The organism is Flavobacterium poyangense, assembly GCF_011751075.1.
Lineage (GTDB): Bacteria > Bacteroidota > Bacteroidia > Flavobacteriales > Flavobacteriaceae > Flavobacterium > Flavobacterium poyangense.
Genome location: NZ_JAALLN010000001.1, coordinates 631397 through 657483 on the forward strand (window position 1 = coordinate 631397; position 26087 = coordinate 657483).

14 protein-coding genes and 1 CRISPR repeat array are annotated in these 26087 nt (G+C 33.2%); of the genes, 9 read left to right on the forward strand and 5 right to left on the reverse strand.

Features of this window, described 5'->3' with window-relative positions; genetic code table 11:
- Nucleotides 1–231: 231 nt before the first annotated feature.
- Complete coding sequence (locus G3A47_RS02595) at nt 232–2472, forward strand: FG-GAP repeat domain-containing protein (protein WP_166920120.1); 2241 nt, start codon at nt 232–234, stop codon at nt 2470–2472.
- Between the two features lie 210 nt (nt 2473–2682).
- Here G3A47_RS02595 and G3A47_RS02600 read toward each other — a convergent pair whose 3' ends face one another.
- Both G3A47_RS02600 and G3A47_RS02605 read right to left on the reverse strand, forming a co-directional pair.
- A complete protein-coding gene (locus G3A47_RS02600) occupies nt 2683–4254 on the reverse strand; it encodes a recombinase family protein (RefSeq protein WP_166920123.1) in 1572 nt (523 codons plus the stop codon).
- On the reverse strand, nt 4251–4433 hold the full coding sequence (locus tag G3A47_RS02605; protein ID WP_166920125.1) for a hypothetical protein: 183 nt from the start codon (nt 4431–4433) through the stop codon (nt 4251–4253). Before G3A47_RS02605 ends, G3A47_RS02600 begins: the two co-directional genes overlap by 4 nt.
- A 169-nt stretch (nt 4434–4602) precedes the next feature.
- Between G3A47_RS02605 and G3A47_RS02610 the strand changes: the two genes are divergently transcribed.
- From G3A47_RS02610 to cas2, 3 genes are all read left to right on the forward strand, one after another.
- Nucleotides 4603–5319, forward strand: coding sequence for a hypothetical protein (locus G3A47_RS02610; protein WP_166920127.1), 717 nt, complete (start codon nt 4603–4605; stop codon nt 5317–5319).
- A gap of 310 nt (nt 5320–5629) precedes the next feature.
- Nucleotides 5630–6544 (forward strand): type II CRISPR-associated endonuclease Cas1, encoded by a 915-nt coding sequence (gene cas1 / locus G3A47_RS02615; protein WP_166920129.1) that lies wholly within the window; start codon nt 5630–5632, stop codon nt 6542–6544.
- On the forward strand, nt 6520–6849 hold the full coding sequence (gene cas2, locus G3A47_RS02620; protein WP_166920131.1) for a CRISPR-associated endonuclease Cas2: 330 nt from the start codon (nt 6520–6522) through the stop codon (nt 6847–6849). Before cas1 ends, cas2 begins: the two co-directional genes overlap by 25 nt.
- A 170-nt stretch (nt 6850–7019) precedes the next feature.
- A CRISPR array of direct repeats spans nt 7020–9954; the repeat unit is 36 nt; unit sequence AATATCGTGTTTTCTAATCTTTAATCAAACCACAAC.
- A 314-nt stretch (nt 9955–10268) separates the two neighbouring features.
- On the opposite strand, the gene cas9 is transcribed toward cas2, so the two are convergent.
- The gene (gene cas9 / locus G3A47_RS02625; RefSeq protein ID WP_166920133.1) at nt 10269–14579 is read right to left on the reverse strand and encodes a type II CRISPR RNA-guided endonuclease Cas9; all 4311 of its coding nucleotides are present in this window, start codon (nt 14577–14579) and stop codon (nt 10269–10271) included.
- Between the two features lie 1210 nt (nt 14580–15789).
- On the opposite strand from cas9, the gene G3A47_RS02630 reads away from it, so the two are divergent.
- The gene (locus G3A47_RS02630) at nt 15790–16338 is read left to right on the forward strand and encodes a BfmA/BtgA family mobilization protein (protein ID WP_166920135.1); all 549 of its coding nucleotides are present in this window, start codon (nt 15790–15792) and stop codon (nt 16336–16338) included.
- 4 nt (nt 16339–16342) lie between these two features.
- Nucleotides 16343–17386 carry a DUF5712 family protein gene (locus tag G3A47_RS02635; protein ID WP_208328333.1) on the forward strand — a complete coding sequence of 348 codons (1044 nt, stop codon included), beginning with the start codon at nt 16343–16345 and terminating at the stop codon, nt 17384–17386.
- On the opposite strand, the gene G3A47_RS02640 is transcribed toward G3A47_RS02635, so the two are convergent.
- Entirely contained in the window at nt 17340–17687 is a 348-nt protein-coding gene (locus tag G3A47_RS02640; RefSeq protein WP_166920137.1) for a helix-turn-helix domain-containing protein, read from the reverse strand. The two genes, G3A47_RS02635 and G3A47_RS02640, sit on opposite strands and share 47 nt — an antisense overlap.
- A gap of 886 nt (nt 17688–18573) precedes the next feature.
- Here G3A47_RS02640 and G3A47_RS02645 point away from each other — a divergent pair.
- The 3 genes from G3A47_RS02645 (at nt 18574) to G3A47_RS02655 (ending at nt 25706) form a co-directional block, all read left to right on the forward strand.
- Nucleotides 18574–21600: a SusC/RagA family TonB-linked outer membrane protein gene (locus G3A47_RS02645; protein ID WP_166920139.1), complete on the forward strand. Its 3027-nt coding sequence runs from the start codon at nt 18574–18576 to the stop codon at nt 21598–21600.
- Nucleotides 21601–21667: 67 nt separating this feature from the next.
- A complete protein-coding gene (locus G3A47_RS02650; protein ID WP_243860373.1) occupies nt 21668–23047 on the forward strand; it encodes a RagB/SusD family nutrient uptake outer membrane protein in 1380 nt (459 codons plus the stop codon).
- Between the two features lie 19 nt (nt 23048–23066).
- Nucleotides 23067–25706 (forward strand): S9 family peptidase, encoded by a 2640-nt coding sequence (locus G3A47_RS02655; protein WP_166920143.1) that lies wholly within the window; start codon nt 23067–23069, stop codon nt 25704–25706.
- 80 nt (nt 25707–25786) lie between these two features.
- Here G3A47_RS02655 and G3A47_RS02660 read toward each other — a convergent pair whose 3' ends face one another.
- Entirely contained in the window at nt 25787–26056 is a 270-nt protein-coding gene (locus G3A47_RS02660) for a DUF6520 family protein (protein ID WP_166920144.1), read from the reverse strand.
- Between the last annotated feature and the right edge of the window lie 31 nt (nt 26057–26087).

Genomic DNA, 26087 nt, shown 5'->3' on the forward strand with positions numbered 1-26087 from the left:
ACTATAGTTTGATTGTCAAAAATCACAAACTTTTTAGAAATTCATGTTTCTGCGGAACTAAAACAAAATTACGCAAAGTCAGAGACATTTGCAGGTTTTTCAAAATACAGATCATGGGTATATCATGGAAACAGAAGATTGAATTACTATTAAAAGAAAAAAAAAAATTGCTTATTGTTATTTGAAAATCTAATATTACATAATTTATTATAAACTCATTAAAATAAACTTATGAATTTGAACTGTACTCTTCTAAAAATAACTAATAATGCCAAATACAATGTGTATTTTTTGTTTTTTTTCTTGCTTTACAGCAATATGCAATGTTGTGCTCAAACTTTTGACAATGGAGAACTAATTAATGGACCTGGTTTCGGATTTGGTCAAGTTAAAACTTTTGATGCTGACAGAGATGGAGATTTGGACCTATTAGCTTTTCCATACTTATATTTCAATGATGGGCATGGTAAAAAACAAAAAATGGTGATTATTGGAGATAGCAAAAAAGAGCATGAACACTATAGCATTGAAGATATTGATGGCGATAAAGATTTAGATATTGTCGTACTATATAAAAGTGCTGAAATAGCTATTTTTATTAATAGCCCGAAAGGTTTTTCTAAAAAAGAGCAAAAAAACAAAATTACCTATTCACCTTCTGAGTATGCAAAATTGTATTTGTACGATGCCAATTCTGATGGTGTTTGTGATATCATTATCTCTGGCTTAAGAGGGGTGCCAGTCGCTTACACAGGAAATAAAACACAACAATTCAGTTATTTCAAACCCTTTAATGATAACTTCCGGGATTTAAATTTTGTTTTAGGAATTGATATCAACAAGGATAAGATTCAAGAGCTACTTGTGCCAAGTTATTCAAATAAAAATGAAGAGAAACGCTCTTTAAAAATTTATTCTTTCAAAGGAAATAAATATGTTTTAATAGATACTATCGTTCTTACAACTTCCGGAATGGACAATATAAAATTAATGGATATGGATAAAGATGGTGATCTGGATTTAGTATATTCCGAAAGCTACAGAAATCCAGGTATATATTGGTTAGAGAGAAATAGTAAGGGTGGTTTCGGAAAAACACATACATTAATTAGTTCACTTGAATTGCAGAATTTTCAACTTGAAGATTTTGATTCAGACGGCGATCTTGACATCGCTTATTTTACACAACAAAACCAATACACTTTTATCAACTGGGCGGAAAATAAAGGGAGTAATGTTTTTATTAAAAATCAGAAAAGTCTCCTACCAAATAGCAGCGAATCTAAATCATTCTTTTTTGAAGATTTTGATGGTGATAAAATAAAAGATGTATTGTTTTACGATGATGATAAAGAACAAATAAGACCAAGATACACAATGGTGTTACAGCAAAAAGATGGAAAAGTAAAAGATAAGAACAATTGGGTTGTTAAATCAGACTGTTCTGGCTTTCTTTTTACAGATTTGAATAATAACGGTACTAAAGACATTGTAGGCTATTATAACAATGAATTATTCTATACTTTGATAGACAGTAAAGGAAAATATTCTGAAACATTAGAACTTGCACGAAGTCCTTTTAAAATTAAAAACCTAAAATGTGCCGATATTGATAATGATGGAAAAGACGATTTAGTACTATGTTCAGATGATAGCGAAAATGGAAAATTAGGATGGTTTAAAAATGAAGGAAATATAAAATTTAATCATTTTACCGTTATACATGACGAAAGGCAAAGACTTATAAATTATGAAATTATTGACTATGATCATGATGGAAATAAGGATCTAGCTGTAAATTACTGGACAGATGAAATACGAGGTTTTTATATCTACAAGAATAATGGAAATGGCGTTTTCAACAAAACAAGAACTATAGTTACAGAAACTAAAGATTCATACCCTAATATTGCTTTATGGGATGTGGATGGAAATAAAAAAGACGATTTAGTTGACTTGTCTTCAAAAACTTGGTTTAACTATCTCGGGAGTGAAAAATGGGAAAAAAAGACAAGTCCTTTTGAGGATCAATTTATTAAGGACATTTATAAAGCAAAAGTAGATGACAACAATTCGTCTGACTGTATAATGCTTTCCAGTGGAAATCCCAAATGGTTGAAGTATAACAATGGACAATGGCAAAGTAAAATCATTCCTGTTGATTTTGGCATCGATATGATAAAAGTTGGGGATATTAATGGAGATGGTTATGACGATATTATATGCATGGCTAATAAATATGATTTGGCTGAAGGATTTAATCAAGATCTTGCTTTTAGCTACAAATATTCTATAATCTGCCTATTAAACGACAAATCGGGCAATTTTACCTCTAAAACATTGTGTCCAGTTCCAGATTTAAACTCCATTGAACTACAGGATATTGATAATGATGGTGATCTTGACGTTTTGGCTTCTGTCAAATGGGGAAAAGCTGGCATTGAAGTATGGAAAAATTTACGCAATAATTAATAGTACGATTTGTATTTACACAATTATTTGTGAACCTGACGGGATTTAAACCAAGTCATATATTAGTTTTTTTTAATTATTACTTTAAGATCCTAATGCAAAAATCGCATAATAATCTGCAATAATCTGGTTAGATATTTGAATGCTTCCCGCTACTAAAATAAAACACCTCTTCAACAAGTAGTGTTTTATTTTAGTAAAAAAATTCAGTTATGTTAGTCTCATTTCCGCCGCGGCGGACACAGGTTCGAGTCCTGTTCCCGCTACTACATGGGATAAAGAAGAAAAAGTCTTCTTTGTCCCTTTTTTATTTGTTGATATTCTATTATTAATCAAGTAGATAACTTGCAAAACTTCATTGATTCTTGTGGTTCGAAACTGATTTTCTAAAATCGTGAAATTCTCAGGATAAATCGAACCAATCAAATCTCTTGATTGAGACCAATCCCCACTATCATAGTATTCATTGAGCTTCAAGAGGTTTTCTACACCGACTTTTAATATTTCATCAATATCTTGATCATCTACATTAATACCTTCTAATTTTAACTCCAGTCTGCTAATTACTGCCCCATAATCAGATTTCATATCTCTATAATCTGAAGCATCGATTTGCTGTGTTGCTAATAAATCTCTTGCGTGCGAAAGTCTCTTTTCATAATCTTTGAGCTGAGCTATTATTTTAAGCTTTTCTTCATATATTTCTTTGGTCTGCTCTCTATAACATTCTGATAAAACTGTGATATAAAGATTTTTTATCTCCGGTATGGGAACATACTGTTTTAAATTCTTTATAAATACCTCGTTAGCCGTATCAGAATTTATTCTGTATTTACAGCCTGCACTACAATGATAATAAGGATAATATTTAGTACGACCTTTGGAAATACTTGCCGTTAATATCTTTGCGCATTCTGGACAAGTAAAAAATCCACGCAATGGAAACGGCTTAGTAGTAATTGCTTTTGGCAAATATGTTTTTGATCTTCCGTCAAGTATGTCCTGCACTTTATAGAATAGAGTCTGCGATATTAAAGGTTCATGCTGGCCTGTTACATAGGTGAGATCTTCATCTTTATATTTTGGAATCACGATCTTACCACAATAAAGAGGATTACGAATAGCTCTCCAAAAATTATTTTTGCTTGCTTTAAGCCCTTTTTCTTTTGCCATGCAAAGAACTTGCTCTGTATTAAAAATCCCTTTTGAAAGCTCTTCAAAAGCCCATTTCAAAATAGATGCCTCAGGCTGGTCAAATGCAATATACTTAGTCCCATCTTCTTTAACCCTGTTAACATATCCCGCTGGAGCATATCCCATATACCTTCCCTCTTTCCTTGCTCTACGCATACCATGAAAAGTATTAAGTGCCCTTCTGTCATTCTCTACCTCAGGAGCAGCAAGATAAAAAGCGAGCATCATTTTATTCTCAGGAATAGTCAAATCAAGTGGCTGTTCAATACCTTGCGGCTCTACACCAAGTTTCCTGAGGATATTTATCATTTGATAAGCATCTCCAGCATTACGGCTGAACCTATCCCATTTAGTGAATAAAACAAGATCAATTTTGTTTTTGTACTTTTTTAAATTTTGCAAAAGCTTATTCCATTTGGGTCTGTTAAAGGTCTTTGCCGAGTGATCTTCATAAATCACGTCCCTTATCTCAATGGAGTTAATTTCACAATATTTACGCAGTACTTCTTCCTGATTTCTTTGGGAATATCCCCTATCTGCCTGTTCGTCGGTACTCACTCTTACATATAAGTCTGCTATCATTTTCATCCTCTTCTTTTTAAATACTTAGTTACTGTAATATTTGCTAATTTACGCAAAAAATCCAAAATATTCTTAGCTTGTTCAAGCGTTACATCCAGTCCTTCAGACCTTAACATTTCCAAGGCTTTCTCCGGAGTAATTCTTCTCTTCTCATTTATCTCTTCATTAACTTCTTTATTTCCCATACTGCTTTCTTTAATGTTCACCATCCTTTATCATTCGCTAGTAACTTTCATAATGCTAAGATAATAAAATGTTTTTATAATTTTATATTTTATAAAAACTTTATCTATATTTGTACCGCTTTTAAGTATATTATATCCACTATCCGATCAAAGAATTCCGTAAAACAATATGAACAAACTATCTAAAATAAGCTATAAAACTTATTTCAACGAAAAACTGAAACAAGTTCCATTGGGCAAAATCATGACACAACCTTTGTATGTGCAGGTTACTTTTGAAAGAAAGACGCTATTTTTTAAAAGCAATTTTTTTGAATTGTTTTCCAAACCAAAATACATTATAGCTGTTGCGGGACTCGTAGGAAGCCCTTCTCTTGAAAAGATTATTGCATTAGAAATGGAAGTAATTGAATTCATCGAAAATAAGCATTCCAGTAATTTTTCGCTAGAACTATTCAAAGAAGAATATGCTTTTTACAGCCAGGATCTCTGTGATATCATGGAAGAGGAATTTCGCAATTATCTTTATACTTTTTTTCAGGACAAAAGTATGTGTGTCTTCGCAACAGCAATTCGCGAAGGCAGCAAACAGCGTATGCCTTATGAAATTATTAGAGATCTAAAAAAGGCTTTTACAAAACCTTTCTATGATGAACTTATTGAGAATTCATTGTATTACGGACCTCCCTATTTTGCATTATATGAATTTATGCAACAGACCAAAAAATGGCCAATGCTTTATCTTAGTGTTATGGAATGGGAAACGGGTAATACTAAAACAGAATTTTTTGAATATGTAAAAAAACACTATCCAAAACATAATGCAGTTGAAATAAAAAATGAAGTAGAAAAATGGATCAGTTATATAAAAAATAAAACTATTTAAAAACATTACTCTTTAAATAACACTGTAAAATAGACTCTTATGAAAATGAAGTAGTTGTTTTACCTGCTCCATTGCATCCGGCAATTATATAAAGATTTTTACTCATCATTACAAAGATAATAAATTACACTTTTAGTTTACTCTTCAAATAATCCGACAATAAAGATTAAATCAATTTACACTTTTCAATGCAACTGCCACCTTAATATGTTTCTAGATTATGGAAAACCGTAAAAGCAACATTACTTTAAAGTCGAACTTTACATATCTGAGTGCAGCCAACAGCCATTAGTAATTTCAAATTAATCTTATGCTAAAACGAACTATTTTAATTGAAAATAAAATTTCAATAACGACAAAAAATAATCAGCTAGTACTAAAATCAGAAGTAAAGGAGAGTTCTGTTCCAATTGAGGATATTGGTTTTCTTGTTCTAGATCATAATGAAATCTACCTCAGCATTCCTGCTATGAATTTACTTGTTGATAATAATACTTCTATTGTTATCTGCGGAAAGAATCATCTTCCTAATGGGATGTTGTTAAACCTTAACAGCCATCATATTCAGCAGGAAATATTCAAAAATCAAATTGAAGCTTCTATACCATTAAAAAAGCAATTATGGCAGCAAACAATAATTGAAAAAATCAAAAACCAAGGACAACTACTCGAAAAAATAACTGATTCAAAAAATAGTTTTGTTTTTCTAGCCAGTAAAGTATTAAGTGGAGATTCATCTAATATGGAAGGAGTTGCAGCGCAACAATATTGGAAATATTTTCCTCAACCTAATCTAGAATTTGATGGAATTAAACGAGAAAGATATGGCGACTATCCTAATAATTTCTTGAATTATGGATATGCAATTTTAAGAGCCGCAACTGCAAGAGCTCTTTCCGGAAGTGGCTTACTCAATACATTAGGAATTCACCATAAAAGTAAGTACAATGCTTTTGCACTTGCTGATGATATCATGGAACCGTTTCGTCCCATTGTGGATGAAAAAGTATTTGAAATTATGCAGCATTTTGATGAACAAGAATTAAACACTGTTATTAAGGCTGAATTATTACAAATATTAACTAGAACGGTTTATTTTAAAGATGAGAAAAGTCCTTTAATGATAGCTCTACAAAAGACTGCAAGTTCTCTCCAGCAATGCTTCACAGGAAATCGAAAAAAAATTAAATATCCTGTATTATGGAGCTTAACGGATATCGAATAATGTGGCTATTTGTTTTTTTTGATCTCCCCACAGAAACAAAAAAAGATAGACGAAATGCATCTGGATTTAGAAACAATTTATTAAAAGATGGATTTTCTATGATGCAATATTCTGTTTATGTACGACATTGCGCAAGTAGTGAAAGCGCAGATGTTCATGAAAAAAGAATCCACAAACTACTACCTCCTTTAGGAAAAGTAAGCATACTTCGAATAACCGATAAACAATTTGGTCATATTTTAAATTTTTGGGGAAAAGCGGCCTTACCATCAGCACCTCAACCCACGCAACTAGAATTATTTTAATACTTCTGTATTTATAATTATCAGTAACATTTCAACGCCCAAAACCTTATATTACAAACCGTACGATAGAAAAAATGCCGCAATTATGGGTTATCAAACCATAAAAGAGGCATTTTTCTGAACGATATTCACATCTAAATCCTTATATATCAGAAGGAAACAAGCCAACTAATATCGTGTTTTCTAATCTTTAATCAAACCACAACATTAATTGATTATAGTACGATATTCGAACAAATATCGTGTTTTCTAATCTTTAATCAAACCACAACATATTATAATTTAGATATCAGGGCTTTTGAAATATCGTGTTTTCTAATCTTTAATCAAACCACAACAAAAAGCCTTAAAGAGACTCAGGAAAAAGAATATCGTGTTTTCTAATCTTTAATCAAACCACAACATAGGCGCTGTGCCCACCAAACAAATAACTAATATCGTGTTTTCTAATCTTTAATCAAACCACAACCAAATGGAAAGTATATTTTGATTCAATTGAATATCGTGTTTTCTAATCTTTAATCAAACCACAACATGTCAATGATTATCTGCTCGGCTCTCATAAATATCGTGTTTTCTAATCTTTAATCAAACCACAACAGCTTTGTCAATGATAACTTGCATTTCCTCAATATCGTGTTTTCTAATCTTTAATCAAACCACAACATTTAGATCCTGGGGTTGCTGAAATGGAAAAATATCGTGTTTTCTAATCTTTAATCAAACCACAACATAGCAAGTTTAACAACTGAATTAGAAAGAAATATCGTGTTTTCTAATCTTTAATCAAACCACAACATTTCACACTCGTGTTCATTTCCTATAACAATATCGTGTTTTCTAATCTTTAATCAAACCACAACTATACGGGTGAAGACAATGAAATTTATATCAATATCGTGTTTTCTAATCTTTAATCAAACCACAACTAGGTATCAGCCTCCCATGCTTGCGAAAATAATATCGTGTTTTCTAATCTTTAATCAAACCACAACTATGAGCAAAGCTATCGACCCAGTAGCGTAAATATCGTGTTTTCTAATCTTTAATCAAACCACAACTTACCGCCCTCCTATCCAAACCCAAATAAAAATATCGTGTTTTCTAATCTTTAATCAAACCACAACTGATAGTATTTCGGCTGTTTATGGACATAAAATATCGTGTTTTCTAATCTTTAATCAAACCACAACCACAGCAGAGCATTATAGAAACAAAATATTAATATCGTGTTTTCTAATCTTTAATCAAACCACAACCATAGAAATAGAGTAGGAAAAGAATGTCCGAATATCGTGTTTTCTAATCTTTAATCAAACCACAACAATAGTGGTGCGTTATACGTTCAAGATACCAATATCGTGTTTTCTAATCTTTAATCAAACCACAACTATTCTTGCTGACTCCATAGCATTACGATTAAATATCGTGTTTTCTAATCTTTAATCAAACCACAACAAAGGAAGTATTGACAACGATTCTATTCAAATATCGTGTTTTCTAATCTTTAATCAAACCACAACACTAAGCAGCTTTTTGATGTTCCAATGTTTAATATCGTGTTTTCTAATCTTTAATCAAACCACAACTATGCTGAAATAACTTATTTGATTGCCATAAATATCGTGTTTTCTAATCTTTAATCAAACCACAACACTTAACTTCTTAAAAACAGCATAATGAAAAATATCGTGTTTTCTAATCTTTAATCAAACCACAACTATTTGTATTTCAGTATCTTCATAGTATAAAATATCGTGTTTTCTAATCTTTAATCAAACCACAACCCTAGCAATTCTTTTGATTTTTGTTCGTCAAATATCGTGTTTTCTAATCTTTAATCAAACCACAACTGATTTATTGTGATGTTTTCAGGCAAAACTAATATCGTGTTTTCTAATCTTTAATCAAACCACAACTTGCAACGTATGCATTACTGGTATGCTGCAATATCGTGTTTTCTAATCTTTAATCAAACCACAACTATATGCGATTCACTATCCCAAAAACTGTGAATATCGTGTTTTCTAATCTTTAATCAAACCACAACTTACAGAGAACCTATAAGAACTCAATTAATAATATCGTGTTTTCTAATCTTTAATCAAACCACAACTTAGATTCATTCAAACCTTCAATAGTTTCAAATATCGTGTTTTCTAATCTTTAATCAAACCACAACCAAACATACCTTACAGTGATAACTTAAGAAAATATCGTGTTTTCTAATCTTTAATCAAACCACAACAGTCAAAGCTTCATTACTTATTAAACCTAAAATATCGTGTTTTCTAATCTTTAATCAAACCACAACCCGTGGTCGGTTGACATGATTTCATTTGTTAATATCGTGTTTTCTAATCTTTAATCAAACCACAACGAATTCCACTTGAAGGAAATGATACCAAGTAATATCGTGTTTTCTAATCTTTAATCAAACCACAACCCTATTCACAGAATAGTTAGTATTCTAAGAAATATCGTGTTTTCTAATCTTTAATCAAACCACAACACTTCTCCAACAATTCATACTTTGGAAAAAAATATCGTGTTTTCTAATCTTTAATCAAACCACAACCCTACAAACATCTTCGCGTATTCTGCTGCTAATATCGTGTTTTCTAATCTTTAATCAAACCACAACATCAACTTCCTGTTGCGCTCTTCTTAATCTAATATCGTGTTTTCTAATCTTTAATCAAACCACAACTCGTCCGGCATAATTCTTTTAGCTATTTCAATATCGTGTTTTCTAATCTTTAATCAAACCACAACTGTTTGGAAAAGATAGCGACGGTAAATCGCAATATCGTGTTTTCTAATCTTTAATCAAACCACAACTTAAACGTTAATACATCGTTTATACAATCAAATATCGTGTTTTCTAATCTTTAATCAAACCACAACCACTCCAAATAGAATTATTAGCTTCTTTTTAATATCGTGTTTTCTAATCTTTAATCAAACCACAACTATTAGACCCTGTAGGCGGACCAAGTCAATAATATCGTGTTTTCTAATCTTTAATCAAACCACAACAATGCTAATGGAACATCCTCTATAAACTATAATATCGTGTTTTCTAATCTTTAATCAAACCACAACTGAAAGCTACTGCATTCCTGCTGGGCGAATGCCATACCTTTCAGTTGTGGTTTGGATGTTTAAGATTGAATGGCTTATGTCAAAGAACTGCTATCAAAATCTTGCCTTCCAATAATGGTAATAATCTCTATCCTCTTATGTCCATTGATTCGATAGTAAATAGTATCAACACCACAAACACAATACCGATATCCTTTCTTGATGTGGTCGGCAGATGGAAATAAAAAAGGATTCCCCTCTATTCTATCAAAACAATCATAAAACATATTAAAATATTTATCAGCTTGATCAATGCCAAACTTTTCAAAATAGAATTACATTTTAGAAATTTTTCCAGTTGAAGAAATTTTAAAATCGAATCCTTCAACTATTACATTTAATGCTGATTTTGAAAGCCTTAACTTCTCTTTAGCAATCTCAAAATTAATTTCCGATGATTTTTCTAATTGTCCATCAGGTTTTGAAGTTGAATGCAATCTAAACTGAATCCTGCCATCCGCTTCAATAGCGACCGTTTTATACAATCTTTTCGCTAAATCTAAATTATCTAATTCCCATATTTCATCTTTAAAATTTTTATAAAACAAGACTAAAGTTCCTGTTTTTAATAGAAATTTTAACTCTAATACATTTTTGTTTTTATCTTCTACATTAAACTCTAATGGAAATTTGTGTGTATTAGCTTTTGAATTATAATATTTTCCTGCTTCATAATTATTCACAACTTTATATTCCGTAATAAATTTATCTTTTTTATCTTTTCCTTCATATATTGCAAAACAATAATTCCCATCATTCTTTGCAAAATAATGTTGTTTATGTTCGTGTCTTGATACATCTCTATGCTTTTTTATCAATAATGGATTACTTACATCATTAGTAAAATAGCGTATTTTTTTTATTGGAACTGGAGAGCCGTTTTGATTCGGTAAAACATACAATTCATTTTTTATTTTGCTTTCAAGAAGTTGTATAGCGACTTTAAATTGCTGCTCTTCCTCTTCTTTTACGTTTTTCATTTGCTTTTTCAACTCCTCAATGTCTTTCTTGATTTGTTTTTCTTGTTCTCTACCTTTCTCAACAATCTCTTTTATTTTATCATCTACTATGTTTTTTAAATCGGTATCTTTAAACAAATCAATAGATTGACGTTTTACATATTTTACAACTTCTTCCGTTTTCCCTGTTTTTTTATCCAACTCTTCTCTTAAAATTGCACCATAAAAACTTTCTTTATGCAATGCTCCACGAACACTATCTCCCCGCTTGTATTTGATTTCACCCTTTTCGTTTCGCTGAATTATACCTCTTTTTCTAATGGCTTTTTTACTTTGCGTCGAAAAAACATCTGGCGTATGATGACTTATTAATATATTTTTATCAAACTCTTTTACATCATCATTAAATCCTTTCCATGGAATTCTATGAGAGAATGATGGTTTTGGCTTTCCGTAAAATTCAAACTGTTCTAAATCATGATAATAATTTGCTAAAGCATCATTTATATCTCTTGTACAACATGCGACCACAACTGCATCTTTTGCATGATGGGCGTGATTATCCCTTGTTTTTTCTTCCAATCCCCACATTTGTCTCAAATTGGCTGTGGTTTTTCCTTTTACTGCATATACTTTACTAAACGCTGTTTTTAAAAATAAATTCCCATATTTGCTAATAATACCAATATCTACAGATTGACTATTTTTAAATCCTTCTGGAATTTCTTCAATAGTAAACGACTTATATTTTTTATAATAATAAGTATGCTCAAATTTTAATTTCGTTCTTTTAATTATATTTTTATCTCTATTTTCTTTGGTTGAAGCTACTTTTATTTTTTTAGAAACATCTTTAATTTGATCTTCCAATCCTTTATATTTAGCATACCAATGACTAATCCTTAATAAAATTTCATCATTATTTCCGCACTCGAAAGGAATTTTATCTTTTTTTACTTCTCTATTGTAAATCGAACAACATAATGTTTTATTGGTTTGAGAATTGTCTAAACTTCTACTTCTAGGAATAGTATGCTCTATATCAAATTTAGGATTGCTTCCTATAAAATCTGACAAACAAATAGTTTTACCCGTGTAAAGACAAACTTTATCTTGTTCAATCCATAACTGGTATTTTAAAATATCATTTTCAGTTGGCTCATATTCTAAACTTTTAACATCACTACAGTCATCCGTTTTAATATCACCTCTAAAAATTGATTTAATTTCTTCAGCATATTTATTCCTTCTGTTTTTTAATTCTTCTTGCCATTGTCGTATTGACACTCTTTCATTAGCAGAATTTAATTCTCTTGGCATTTCGATATGAATTACCGTTTCTTCATCAATTAAATCATCTTTAATCAATTGATTTACTACTTTTTTCAATTGATGTAAAGAACGCATAGCCATTGGATTTTTGATAGAAGAAATTAATGGACTTCCTAAATATAACTTCCCATCATCTTCACTTCTTTTTGCTTTTTTATAAACTTCAATAGCTGATGGATGGTATAGCTTTTTTAAACCTCCCTCATCTACATTAAAATTATCATTCAAAAATTGTTTTAAAATCTCATCAATTGTTTTCTTCTTTGCGAATTCTCCTCTTCCTGATTTCAATTGCATCTGAGTTGAAAAAAGTTCAAAACATTCTTTCAAAATTGATGCTTGATATGCTATTGGTGTTTCATTCCATTTTTTGGTGCCAACAAAATCTTTGACTTGTTTTTCTAAATCCTTTTTATAAATCTCAGCAACAAATTTATTGTCTGAACTCCAAGTCCCATTCTCTTTTTTAATGTTATTAATTAATCCATTAACAATCTCTATATTATTACTGTAAACTTTATAGTTTTCTAAAATAGAATTAATTTCATTATTGATTACCCTTTTATTTTCTTCATTATTCCAAATTTCAGCTGGCAAAATATTTTTCATATTTGCAAGAAAAACGGAATGAGAATAAATTAAATTTTCTCTTAAGTAAGGCAAAATATTACGAATAGCCTTTAAACTCAAGGATCCATAATCTTGTTTTAACTTTATTTTAGAGAACTTATTGGCCGTTTTTTCATCACAACTAAGATTATCAATAGCAAATTGCTTCAAAAGTTCTTCTTTATCAAAACGAAACAAAACGTGCCATATATCCTCAATTATATCTTCTTCTGTCTTTCTAACTACTTTGTTATTTTCGGTTTTAGTATTTTTCAAGAAATTAGAAGATAAATATACCTTCCAATCTTTACCAAAAACCTCTCTAAGATTTGCAATTGTTGGACAACCAGCTACATTGCTGCCTAAATTATAATTAAATAAAACATCATACTCTTTGCTGTTTTTGTCTTTGTAGTATCCTGGTTTTAAGTTTTTAGGAGTTAGTTTTTTTGCTATTTCGGCAAAGTCAAAATTAGCTTTTGATTTTCTGTAAAATAAAAAATCTATTTGTTCTCTTTCATCAGCAGTTAGCACTCGAAGTTTATCGTCATTTAAAGTTTTTATTTTAATATTATTCAAATAACTATACAATCTAAATTCTTCATAATCCGGATGCGAAATAGGAACACATGCCTTTCTATTCTCTAAAGGACATTTAGCAACCAATCCTTTTTGGGTTTTTAAAGGTCTTTGAAAAAATATTGCTTCTTTAATTTTATCTTTTAACTCACTTGCAATATTCTGCCTACTACAAATAGTTTCAAACTCTTTCAAGTAATGATCTTCTCTGTGAGTATATTCTCCTCTAATTTTTTCTCCTTTTTCATATAAGGTGTAAAAATATTCTCCAAGTGTTAAGCATTTTGCATCTTCAATTTTTTCAGATAAATCGCTTATAGCTCTCTTTACCGGACCAAGAAATTCTTTCTTATTCAAACGTTCTATTAACTTTTCTTTTAATTCATTATAAACCAATGTAGAATTATCCTTAATTATTGTATTAAATGCCCTTGATAACGTAAATAAAGGTTTATCAAGAGCCTCATCCTTATCGAATAAAGAGAGAAAATCAATAAATAATTCGGAAAATTCAGAGATTGAATGAGATTCATTAATTATAGAATTTATGTCAAATTTCTTTTCTTCAATAATTGAATTATCAGAACTATCTAGTCTATTACTCAAAAAACCTCTCCTTTGAGCAATATGGTAAAAAGCTCTTCCTACATAATATCTATCTAGTTTATTACTTAGATTAAGTGAGTTTTTAACCGAAATGAATCTAAAATAATAGGGATTATCTTTTTGCTTTTTTCTTTCATTTTCATTATCCTGATTATCCGTACTTAACCATCTTCTAAATTCATCATTTTGAGGGTAAATCTTTTTGTAACGCCAATCAGATAATTCTCTATCAGATAATTTTGGGCACAAATTATTATCTGACAAAATTTTAAGCAAATCAATCTTTCTAACTTTTCTTCTATATTTTAGTTTTCTAGCACTTCTATAACCTGTTCTTTGAGCTGCCTTTGAACTTTCACTATTTGTTTTTGCTTCAATATTTACACCTTCAGAAAATATCCGAACTCCTTTATCTACAAGAGAAAAATTGTTATTATCTTTCTTTACAATTGCCCATCCAATCGAGTTAGTTCCTAAATCTAATCCTAAAATCTTTGCCATATTTATTAAATTTAATCTGCATGGAATTTACTATAAAAAAAATTAAGACAATTACGGTTTTCCTTTTTCTAATCATAATGTTTTTTCTATATATTTGTGACTGATTAAAATTTCTAATCTTTAATCTTATCACAATAAGGCTATATGCCGTAGATGAAAATCTTTAGTCCTGCTTCGGTGGGACTTTTTTATTTACATTTTGAAGAGAACAATAATTATAAAAGCTTCTGTTCTCAGAAAACTATAAAAAAGCCTTCGTATGAGAGCTTGTAGTATGATATTAATTAAGGTTAAATTGCTTCAACTAAATTACGGTAATCATATTTTTATTGACTTTAATATTGACTTCTTCCCTCTCCAGTTTAATCATTTCATTTTTCAGCTGAAACTTAAGAATAAATAACAAGAATTGGATCTCTGTTTTACACCTGTGTTCTTTTGTACATACTTCCCTTTATACTCACGCTCATGTATGATTGCGCTAAGTCCTACATACCTATATTTTTACATACCTGCGTCCCTGAGTACATTCCTTTATACTCAGTTACATGCGTGCGTTTTTGTACGACGATAACTGTTATAATCCTGAAATAAAAAGAACTTATTATCGTAGTGGTTAGTTTTTAAAGTTAGTTATAGAATTACATTTAAACTCAATGCTTTAATAATTCAGCTTTTTACACTGTAAATGGATTTTTCAAATTGTTTTATTATCAGCACACCTCTACAAATCCAGCAAAAAATAAAACAGCATAAAGCTGTTTTTTCCTATTAACCTTAATCCGCCTGAAAAGGCGAATTCTTATATTCGCAAAATATTACCACAAAGGTAATGGCAAGATACTATTATGAAAACCTAATTTTTTTCTCATTTTTTTTAGCAGCCAGACCATTAACACCCATTTTGTTTGTCAGAGGTCTTAAATGACATCAGAAGGCACTCTTTGGCAAGACTTCATATTACAATATTCTTACTTTCTCGCCTTTACTTTGTAAAAGATTTTATTCCGTTTTTAATATGTTTTGAAAAAAGCAAGCGGGAGTTGGGCAGAGCCCTACTCGCTTGCCCCTTTGCTGGGGCTTCGGGGGATTTAGGTATACTCCGAGTATACTAATAGTCTTTGAGGCTGTCTGCAGTAAGACATAAGGTATACTGCCCGGTATATCGGTATTTAAAAAATGAGTGATGTTGAGTTAAAAATATGATGTTATGAAACCCAGAGATACCAACAGTATCCGTTATCCCAAAGAAACAGATGACAAAATGGAGAAACTGGCTAAAGCCCTTAAGCGCAGTAAGAAAGAGCTGTTCTGCCAGATGGCGGATTACTTTTACCGAAGTAAAAAAGATCCGGCAGACCCCGGTGATGAAATACTCAAACGCGAACTGTCTTCCGGTATCAGCCGTATTCTGTCTTTTATCCGCCAGCAGGAGAAGGATTTTCTCCTGCCGCTGTTTACCGCTACCGGTAACTTGAAAACCATTTCTTCCAGGCAGATGGAAATTCTCGAAGGAATAGGCAGGCATCTTTTAGCTGAAAGTGATAAAACTGCTATTCTTGCCAAACGGAGTGATCAGCTTATAAATGGCATTAAACACTTGCTTTCAAAGCAGAAAGAGAAAGAACTGCTCAAAGAACAGTTCAGCCAATTGTTGGACTATTACATTGCCCAGCGTGAAGAAATGGGCTGGACTACAGCTGGCACAAAGAAAGAAGAACTTATCGCACACGTAAAACAGTCACTCAAAAACCTATAGTATCATGTACATCAATCTTACCGATTCTGAGACTGGGAATAATAAAGGAAGCTCCGGAAAACTGGTAAACTATCTGGAAAAAGAGAATCGGGTTGCGCCTGAAGAAAACCATGTAAAGGAATTATGGTTCAATACTGAAAACAGGGAGATCATGCCACAAGAAGTCAGGGTAAGAATAGATAACAATATAGCTAAGATGGGCCGCCGTGATGCGAAGTTCTTCCTTGTCAACATAAGTCCCAGCCAAAAAGAAATTGTTTTTCTAAAAGAACGTTTTGGGGCCCAGGGTGCAGAAGAAAAACTAAAACAATACGCTGTCTCGGTAATGGATGCCTATGCCCGTAATTTTAAGCGCCCCGGCATCCAGAACAGTAAAGATCTTTTATGGTACGGCAAGCTCGAACATTACCGTTATTACAGCTTTAGTGATCCGGAGGTAGAACAAGGAACTGTAAAAGCAGGAGAACCAAAGACAGGGGAACAGATGCATATACAGATCATTGTCAGCAGAAAAGACATCTCCAACAAAATCAAGCTCAGTCCCATGAACAATTCCAGAGGCAGCAACAAGGAGCATTCCCAGAGACTTGGCCAGTTCGACAGGGTTTCTTTTAAAAATTCAGGGGAACTGATTTTTGATCAGACGTTCGGTTTTGACCGATCATTAAAAGACACAATTAACTATGCCCTGACCATGAAAAATGGTACTGTAGAGCAGAAACGGGCAATTAATTTACTGGATCAGCTCCAAAGCAGACTAACCGATCCAGATACGCAAGGTTTTCCTGATACAGCAAAGGATATTTTCCAAAGCCAGAGTTCAGAACCCGAACAACTCATCGGTGGCATTGGTTTCTCCTCAGCAGGTCTATTAAATATTCTTTCTTCTCCAGATCCTTTGATGTATGAGAATATGGAAGATCAGATTACTGGCTTCAATAAGAAAAAAAAGAAAAAAAGACGTCCGCCCGGAGGATGTTTTTTATTAATCTTTGGTATAATTATTTTATATAATCAATCTTCAGTACCTCTGAACTCAAAACTCTAGTTCCGCTTTCATTCATAGTTTGCTTTACGGTTACTTTAATTTTATCATATTGAGGAGTAGGGAACTTCATCAGGTCTGAAATATTTTTATACCCGAAAGCCTTCGCCAATAGTGCAATATGTCGAGTTGAGTATTTGTGTCGTTGAGTAAATGATTCAACATTACTTACAAAACTTTTGGCGACTCCCATTTTTAAACTGAGCTCATCTTGTGACCATTTTTTATCTCCACGTAAATTTTTTACGTGATTTATTAAGTCAAAATCAAATTGAGTAGTATCGAAAATAATATTTTTTATCATAATCCACAAAAATTAACAACCCAATAGGTTGGGTTGTAAATAGTTTTTATTATATTTGTTCAAGCGAATTGATTATAAGCCTCAAATAAGGTATAATTAAACGATGTTTTCTCGTTCCGTAAAGTCCTATTTAGCAAACGAGAGTATCGTGGAATCGCTCCATGTCAAAAAGTTTTTTACTTTTGCAACGGCATGCGAGCGGTTCTCACATATGCTTTCAATTGCAAACAATAATTATTAATTATTGATAAGGGTCGTAGGACACCCACGGATTGAAAGTGTGAGGCCGCTCCTTGCTTTTTTCTGCAAGAACCCTTTATACCTAGAAATACATCGTTCCATAACCATAAACTTATGAGAACGTTTTTTTTATATATAACCGTTACCAAACCACCTTAGTGATCTGCTAAAAGTGAGCTACCTTTTGTTGTTCCAAAACTAGACAACCATTATGTTAGGATAGGGAAATACCTAGAAGTACTCTTATCACAGACACTTCTACCGTCAGAATTTTAACTCTACCTTGATATAAAAAGGAATTATAAAATATAATATCCTGTATATCTAACCGCACCCCAAACCTAAAATGCTTTTGGCACTTATATTTAAGCTTTTTCTCTTTAAACTCGCACTTTAAAGGTATTGCCTTTATTTCTATTTTCCAAAAGGCATATTAAAATTTTTAGAGTTTGTTTGGGAAAGATAATCAAGATGAGTTTTTTAACACCTAAATCCAAGCATCTATGATATAGTAAAAAACATCATCCCTAAAGACTTTCAATCTGATGTCTTTAAGACTAAAAAAAGCCCTCTAACTGGCGATCAAACAAGTATAGAGAGCTGAATTAATAAAAACTTTCGTTTCAAATTAACTAACCCCAAAATTATGAAAACTATTTCATTAAGCAATGGGTTGGTGGCACTTTGGTACCCGTTTATTTTCGGTTTCTACCTCTTTTGCACACCAGCCTTAGCACGGAACACATTGACTTTTTTCCCTACACAACAAACACAAATCACCGGTATCGTCACCGATGGTACACTTCCACTTTCCGGAGTCAGTATTTCGGTAAAAAACCAGAAAAATACTGTACTAACCGACTTTGATGGCAAATTTTCCATAACAGTATCATCTGATGCGAATCTTATTTTTACATATCTCGGTTTTAAAACAGTTGAAATTCCTATTGCTGGGCGGTTGACAATCAATGTTAAGATGCAGCAAGACGCAACAACACTTCAGGAAGTAAAAATCAATGCTGGTTATTATTCAGTAAAAGAAAGCCAGCGTACTGGCAGTATAGCCAAAATCACAGCAAAAGATATCGACAACCAACCCGTTACGAACGTTCTCTCCGCCATGCAAGGTCGCATGGCTGGAGTCACAATTACCCAAACTACCGGCGTACCTGGAGGTGGATTTGATGTACAGATAAGAGGAACTAATAGTTTACGCGCTGATGGAAACCAGCCTCTTTACATTATAGACGGAGTTCCTTATGCTTCAAATTCTATATCTAACAATAATATTTCCTCCATTATAATCCCAAGTGCAAATGTAAGCCCTTTAAGTGCCATCAATCCTTCTGATATTGAAAGTATTGAAGTACTCAAAGATGCCGATGCCACCGCCATTTACGGATCTCGTGGTGCCAATGGAGTTGTACTGATCAGTACCAAAAAAGGCAAAGAGGGAAAAACAAGATTTACCATTAATACCAATACAGCTCTTGGAAATGTAACCCGCTTTATGGATTTAATGCATAACGATGACTACCTGCAAATGCGAAAAGAAGCCTTTGCAAATGATGGAATTGTAAAATATCCCGCAGCTGCATATGATGTAAATGGCACTTGGGATCAAAATCGATATACCGATTGGCAAAAAGTACTCACTGGAGGCACAGCTCAAATAAGCGATGTTCAGGCATCCATAACCGGCGGATCAGCTCAGACGCAGTTTCTTATCAGCGGTAACTACCACAATGAAACAACCGTTTTCCCCGGTGATTATAAATATAAAAGAGGCGGGGCAACCTTTAATCTCAACCATCAGTCAGCAGATAATACCTTTAAGATAAATTTCTCTGCTTCCTACTCTTCTCAAAATAATAATTTACCCGGAACTGATTTTACAAGAGAATCAAGATCACTCGCTCCTAACGCCCCTGCTATTTATGATTCGAAAGGAAACCTAAATTGGGAAAACGGAACATTTAATAATCCTCTGCGTAACCTTGAGGCTATTTACAAAGCCAAAACAGGTAATCTTATTGCCAATACAATTTTATCCTATCAAATAATACCCGATTTAGAAATAAAAACAAGTATCGGATTTACCAATCTACATTATGATGAGACCAGAACCTCGCCTTCTACAATATACAATCCTTCGCTTGGTCTTGGGAGCGAATCCTCATCACTTTTTATCAATAATAGCACGAGAGAATCTTGGATCATTGAACCTCAGATCAACTGGAATAAAAAAATAGGGAAAGGTAAAATTGAACTATTAGCCGGAGCTACATTCCAACAACAAAAAACAGGGCAACTCGTGCAGGAAGCAGACGGCTTTACAAGTAATAATCTAATTTATGACTTAGCTTCAGCCACTTACCTTTATGTATTTACAAATCAGCAGACACAATATAAATATCAGGCATTCTTTGGTCGTGCCAACTTTAGTTGGAAAGAGCGTTATATTGTAAATCTTACAGGTCGCAGGGATGGCTCAAGCCGATTTGGTCCGGGAAATCAATTTGCCAATTTTGGTGCCATTGGAGTGGCTTGGTTATTTTCAAAAGAGCCACTGCTAGAGAATAAAATCATAAATTTTGGAAAGCTCAGAGGTAGTTACGGAACTACCGGAAATGATCAAATTGGAGACTACAACTTTCTGGATACCTATAGTTCTGCCGGTAATAATTATCAAGGGGTAGTTGGTTTGCAGCCAAACCGTTTATATAATCCAAATTTTGGATGGGAAACCAATAGAAAAATTGAATTAGCATTAGAATTAGGCTTTCTTCAGGATCGCATTTTTCTAACCACTGCCTATTACCGCAACCGGTCTTCCAATCAATTAGTAGGCGTTCCATTACCGGGCACAACAGGATTCAATTCGATCCTAGCCAATCTAAATGCAACAGTAGAAAATACAGGGTTTGAAGCTACCCTTAGAACTGTAAACATTCAGAAACCAAATTTCAAATGGATAACCAATCTGAATTTAACTGTTCCGAAAAATAAATTGATTGCTTTTCCACAATTAGAGAACTCAACCTACGTCAATCAGTATGTAATTGGAAAATCCATTAACATTCAAAAGGTGTACAACTATACCGGTCTTAATAACCAAACCGGAATCTATCAATTTGAAGATGTCAATAAAGACGGAAAAATTTCATTTCCGGATGACCGTCAGGCTGTCAAAGATTTCAGTCCAAGATATTACACAGGCCTGCAAAATCAAATCAACTTTAAAAGATGGCAGCTTGATTTTTTATTCCAATACGTTAAACAGGATAATTGGAATTCCATAAATATGCTGGGACTACCCGGTGGCATGGCTAATAAAACGGTTGAAGTTTTAAACCGCTGGCAGAACCCCGGAGATTCAGGTCCTTATCAAATGTACAGTTCGGGAACAAACTCTTCGGTCGTAAGTGCCAATAGCTGGTATACAACCAGCACTGCAGCCATAACTGACGCATCCTACCTCAGGCTTAAAAACATTTCAATATCCTATGATCTCCCCCAGAACAGCCTAAAAAATATGAAATGCCGTATCTCGCTTCAAGGTCAAAACATACTAACATTCACTTCTTATAAAGGAGCCGACCCTGAGTTTATTGCATCAGGTTTTTTACCTCCGCTGAAAATATATGCGCTGGGAATTCAACTTAGTTTTTAACACTAAAAAATAGATCATGAAAAATCATGTACAACAACTGAGGCTTCTTTTTTTTAAAGATAAAAAAATGAAATTAACCTATAACTTCATTCCTCTGAGCGTGCTTTGTTTGATAATGTGCGGCTGTGATAGTTTTGTAGAAGTAGACTTACCTACTTCCCAATTAACAGGAAACACCATCTTTGACGATAAAAACACAGCCAATGCTGCGCTGGCCAATATTTATGCCCAGATAAGGGATAACGGACTTATGACCGGAAAATCAAACGGAATATCCAATCTGTTAGGAAATTACGCCGACGAATTAACCTTTTATGGTGCAGATGGCAATTCTGCCAAAGATTTTTATAACAACACTATCATACCATCCAATACCACCGTTACAGGATGGTGGAATAATAGCTATAAGCAAATATATGCCTCTAATGCTATTATTGAAGGTGTTTCCAATACTACAAAACTGGCAGAATCAGACAAAAATCAGTTATTAGGCGAGGCTCTTTTTATCCGGGCATTACTTCATTTTTATCTGGTAAATCTCTTTGATAATATTCCTTATATAACTACAACTTCCTACGAGGTAAATGCTGTTGTTTCTAAAAAGTCTGTCCCTGAGGTATATGCTGCTATCATCACTGATTTACAAAATGCAATAACACTACTGCCTGATAATTACATTAGTTCGGGTCGTGTTCGTCCCAATAATTCTACAGCAAATGCTTTACTGGCAAGAGTTTATTTACAAAACAATCAGTGGGATGCCGCGGAACAAACTGCCACTTTGGTGATTAAAAACACTAATTTATACCCTTTAGAAAATAATATCGATAAAGTCTTTCTAAAAGAAAGCACTTCAACAATTTGGCAGTTAATGCCTTCAACAGCCGGTAAAAACACCGATGAAGGAACTGTTTTTATTTTTAACAGTGGACCGCCAACACTTGTCGCTTTAAATACTGATTTGGTTACTGCTTTCACTACTGATGACTTGCGCAGAACCCATTGGATAAAAGCAATTACCAGTGGTACTTCAACTTGGTATCACGCCAGTAAATACAAACAAAGAATTCCAAGCGGAACTTCCCTTGAGTATTCAATTGTGATGCGCATAGAAGAGCAGTATTTAATTCGCGCCGAAGCCAGAGCACACTTAAACAAATTAACAGAAGCCAAAGAAGATTTAAACAAAATTAGAAAACGTGCAGGTCTTCAAAATACAACTGCTAATACAACATCTGAAATACTTGAAGATATTCTCGGCGAGAGAAAACTTGAATTCTTTACCGAACACGGGCACCGTTTTTTTGATCTCAAAAGAACAGGTAATCTGGACAATATACTCTCGGGTAAAAAATCCGGATGGAACACCGCTGACAGGCTTTTTCCGATTCCCGATTCAGAATTAAGAGTAAACCCAAACCTATTGCCCCAAAATGAGGGATATTAAAAACCACATATACTTTCAAATGAAAATCTATAACACAAGACTAATACTGGCCCAGTCATTTTTAGCCCGTATTCTATTTTTAATTTTTGTTTTAGTAGCCTGCCCTTTAACGGGGCAGGTAAAACAAAAGAAGACCCTTCAGCAGTCTGACTATCATCTCTGGCAAACCCTGCAATCCGATAAGATTTCTGAAAATGGAAATTGGATCAGTTATAAACTAGCTTATCCAAATGGACAAGACACTCTATTTATTAAAAATACACAAACCCATAAACAATATGTTTTTCCACGGGGCACTAACGGGAATTTTAATGCCGAAGAAAGCTTTGCTTGTATTAACCCCAAAAAAGGACTGCAAATGCTTACGTTAAAAACAGGTGAGATAAAAACTATTACCGGGGTCACACAATATCAATACACAAAGAATAAGAAATATATTATCACCTACAGCAAAACAGCTGATCCTATTCTGGAAATAAAAAACACTTCAGGGGAAACGCTAATAAAGATCAATAATGTTCAGCAGTACAAAATAGCCCCACAGGAAAACACTGTTCTTTTTAGTGCTGATCATAATATCGGACTTATCTCTTTAAATAAAAAAGTGCAGAAAACCATGATTATTGAAAATGCTTCAGCACCGTTTTATAATCTAATTTGGCGAAACAACGGCAATGCAGTTGCTTTTTTGCAAAAAGGTACGGATTCTCCTCAGAATAATTTATTTTTTTATCAGCTCAATGACAACAAACTTTTCAAATTTGAGCCTGAAAATTTTTCAAATTTTCCTGCTGATTTCACAATTAGTCCTACTGTATCAACTAAACTATCGATTTCTGATGATGGGCAGAGCGTTTTTTTTGGGATAAAAAAAAGAGAATCTAATGAGAAGGCAATAGATACAACTGGGGTACAGGTATGGAATGCCTCCGATAAATTGTTATACCCCCAACAGGAAGAAATTGGACAATGGGAAAAAGTAGCCAAGCTGGCTCTTTGGAAGCCTTTTGAAAATAAATTTAAGCAAATAACAAATAACCAGCTTCCAAAAGTGATCTTGGCAGGCGAACAAAAATTTGCCCTTACCTTTAATCCGGCACAATATGAACCCCAATATAAACAACAAGGGGATAGGGATCTTTACTTAGTAAACCTTACAACAGGAGATTCTACCAGAATACTCACCAAACATTCCGGAAATAAAAATCATACCGTTATCTCCCCAACAGGGAATTTTGTAACCTATTTTAAAGATCAAAAATGGTGGGTATACGATATAAGAAAAAAAGCGCACTTTAACTGCTCTGCAAACATACATCAGCCCCTATTGGATCAGAACTTTAACGCGGCAGGTGAAGTTCCACCTTATGGTTTTTTAGGCTGGACAAAAAACGATGATTCATTCTTGTTGTATGACCGGTTTGATATTTGGGAAGTCTCCCCTGATGGAAAAAAAGCCAATCGATTAACTCATGGGAGAGAGAAAAACATACAATTTAGAGTAGCCAAACAATTCTATGATATTGTAAAAACAGCCTCCTACGATGGTTTTTATGCCTTCGAGATTGATCTTTCCAATGACCTTTTCTTAGAGGCAAATAATGACGATGAAAGTGGTTATTTCATTTGGAACAAAACCAGTGGAGAAAAACCTATGGTTTTTAATACGATGCGAAATAATTATCTTATGAAGTCCGAGCAAGGTGAGAGTTATGCTTTTCAACAGCAGCATTATGATAAACCGCCTTCGCTTTGGTTCAAAAAAGATAAAAATAACAAGGCGAAATTAATTGTTCAAAGCAACAAACAGCAGGAAGATTTTTACTGGGGTAATGCTGAAAAAATTCAGTATTCTAATGCCAAAGGCATACCCTTAACGGGAACCCTTTTTTATCCTGCCAATTATAAGTCTTCTAAAAAATATCCGATGATAGTAAAGATATATGAGTTAAAATTGTACGAGTCGAATCAATACATTAATCCATCATTGTATGATGAAACAGGATTTAATGTAACCAGTTATACTTCTGAGGGCTATTTTGTTTTGTGTCCTGATATTATCTATGAAATTGGCAATCCCGGAATTTCGGCAACTAATTGTGTGGTGGCAGCAACACAATGTGTAATCGAAAAGGGTATTGTACAAAAAGATAAAATTGGTCTTATTGGGCATTCTTTCGGAGGCTACGAAGTTAATTTCATCATTACACAGACCAATTTGTTTGCCACAGCGGTATCGAGCGCCGGTGTAGCAGATTTGACAAGCTGGTATTTAACAATGGGATGGAACACCGGTACCGCGGAGATCTGGCGTTTTGAAAATCAGCAATGGCGTATGGGCAAATCACTTTTTGAAGATAAGGCAGCCTACAACCGAAACTCTCCACTGGAATATGTAACCAATATCCAAACTCCGTTACTCTCCTGGACTGGTAAAGAAGACCGGCAGGTACACTGGTACCAAAGTATAGAATTTTATTTGGCGCTGCGAAGATTGAATAAAGAACATATTATGCTCGTATATCCGCAGGAAAAACATACAATTATGAATCCGAAAAATCAAAAAAACCTAAGTGAACATATCAAACAGTGGTTTGACTATTACCTTCAAAATCATAATGCACCTTCCTGGGTTACTACTGATTTAAAATCATTATAAACAAAAACAATGCAGTTCCAATTATAAAATCCGGAACTGCATTGTAAATGAACCCAGCACTCTGGCGTAAGTTCTTTAAATTAATTCAATTTGTACAATACTCTGTTACAAGTAGTACCACTGGCATTCAAACCAAAAACTTGCTCATTTGTACTTTCAATGGTACAAATTACATCTCCTTGATTATCACATTCAACAGATTCAGTACATGGATCCGGATTATGAATATATCCTTGTTCAGGAGCACTCACATTTGCTGTTTTGCCATTTGGATTTGAGGCAAAAGCACCTACAATTGCTAAAGCAAACGCAGCCGTTGGCAAAAGCATTTTTACATTTGATCTTTTCATTGTAATAAAAATTAAATTTAAAAAAAATATC

What these genes read in the sequence shown, in the direction of transcription:
- G3A47_RS02595 (WP_166920120.1), top strand. Translation starts at nt 232, where the DNA reads ATGAATTTGAACTGTACTCTTCTAAAAATAACTAATAATGCCAAATAC.
- G3A47_RS02600 (WP_166920123.1), bottom strand. Translation starts at nt 4,254, where the DNA reads ATGAAAATGATAGCAGACTTATATGTAAGAGTGAGTACCGACGAACAG.
- G3A47_RS02605 (WP_166920125.1), bottom strand. Translation starts at nt 4,433, where the DNA reads ATGGGAAATAAAGAAGTTAATGAAGAGATAAATGAGAAGAGAAGAATT.
- G3A47_RS02610 (WP_166920127.1), top strand. Translation starts at nt 4,603, where the DNA reads ATGAACAAACTATCTAAAATAAGCTATAAAACTTATTTCAACGAAAAA.
- cas1 (WP_166920129.1), top strand. Translation starts at nt 5,630, where the DNA reads ATGCTAAAACGAACTATTTTAATTGAAAATAAAATTTCAATAACGACA.
- cas2 (WP_166920131.1), top strand. Translation starts at nt 6,520, where the DNA reads ATGGAGCTTAACGGATATCGAATAATGTGGCTATTTGTTTTTTTTGAT.
- cas9 (WP_166920133.1), bottom strand. Translation starts at nt 14,579, where the DNA reads ATGGCAAAGATTTTAGGATTAGATTTAGGAACTAACTCGATTGGATGG.
- G3A47_RS02630 (WP_166920135.1), top strand. Translation starts at nt 15,790, where the DNA reads ATGAAACCCAGAGATACCAACAGTATCCGTTATCCCAAAGAAACAGAT.
- G3A47_RS02635 (WP_208328333.1), top strand. Translation starts at nt 16,343, where the DNA reads ATGTACATCAATCTTACCGATTCTGAGACTGGGAATAATAAAGGAAGC.
- G3A47_RS02640 (WP_166920137.1), bottom strand. Translation starts at nt 17,687, where the DNA reads ATGATAAAAAATATTATTTTCGATACTACTCAATTTGATTTTGACTTA.
- G3A47_RS02645 (WP_166920139.1), top strand. Translation starts at nt 18,574, where the DNA reads ATGAAAACTATTTCATTAAGCAATGGGTTGGTGGCACTTTGGTACCCG.
- G3A47_RS02650 (WP_243860373.1), top strand. Translation starts at nt 21,668, where the DNA reads ATGAAATTAACCTATAACTTCATTCCTCTGAGCGTGCTTTGTTTGATA.
- G3A47_RS02655 (WP_166920143.1), top strand. Translation starts at nt 23,067, where the DNA reads ATGAAAATCTATAACACAAGACTAATACTGGCCCAGTCATTTTTAGCC.
- G3A47_RS02660 (WP_166920144.1), bottom strand. Translation starts at nt 26,056, where the DNA reads ATGAAAAGATCAAATGTAAAAATGCTTTTGCCAACGGCTGCGTTTGCT.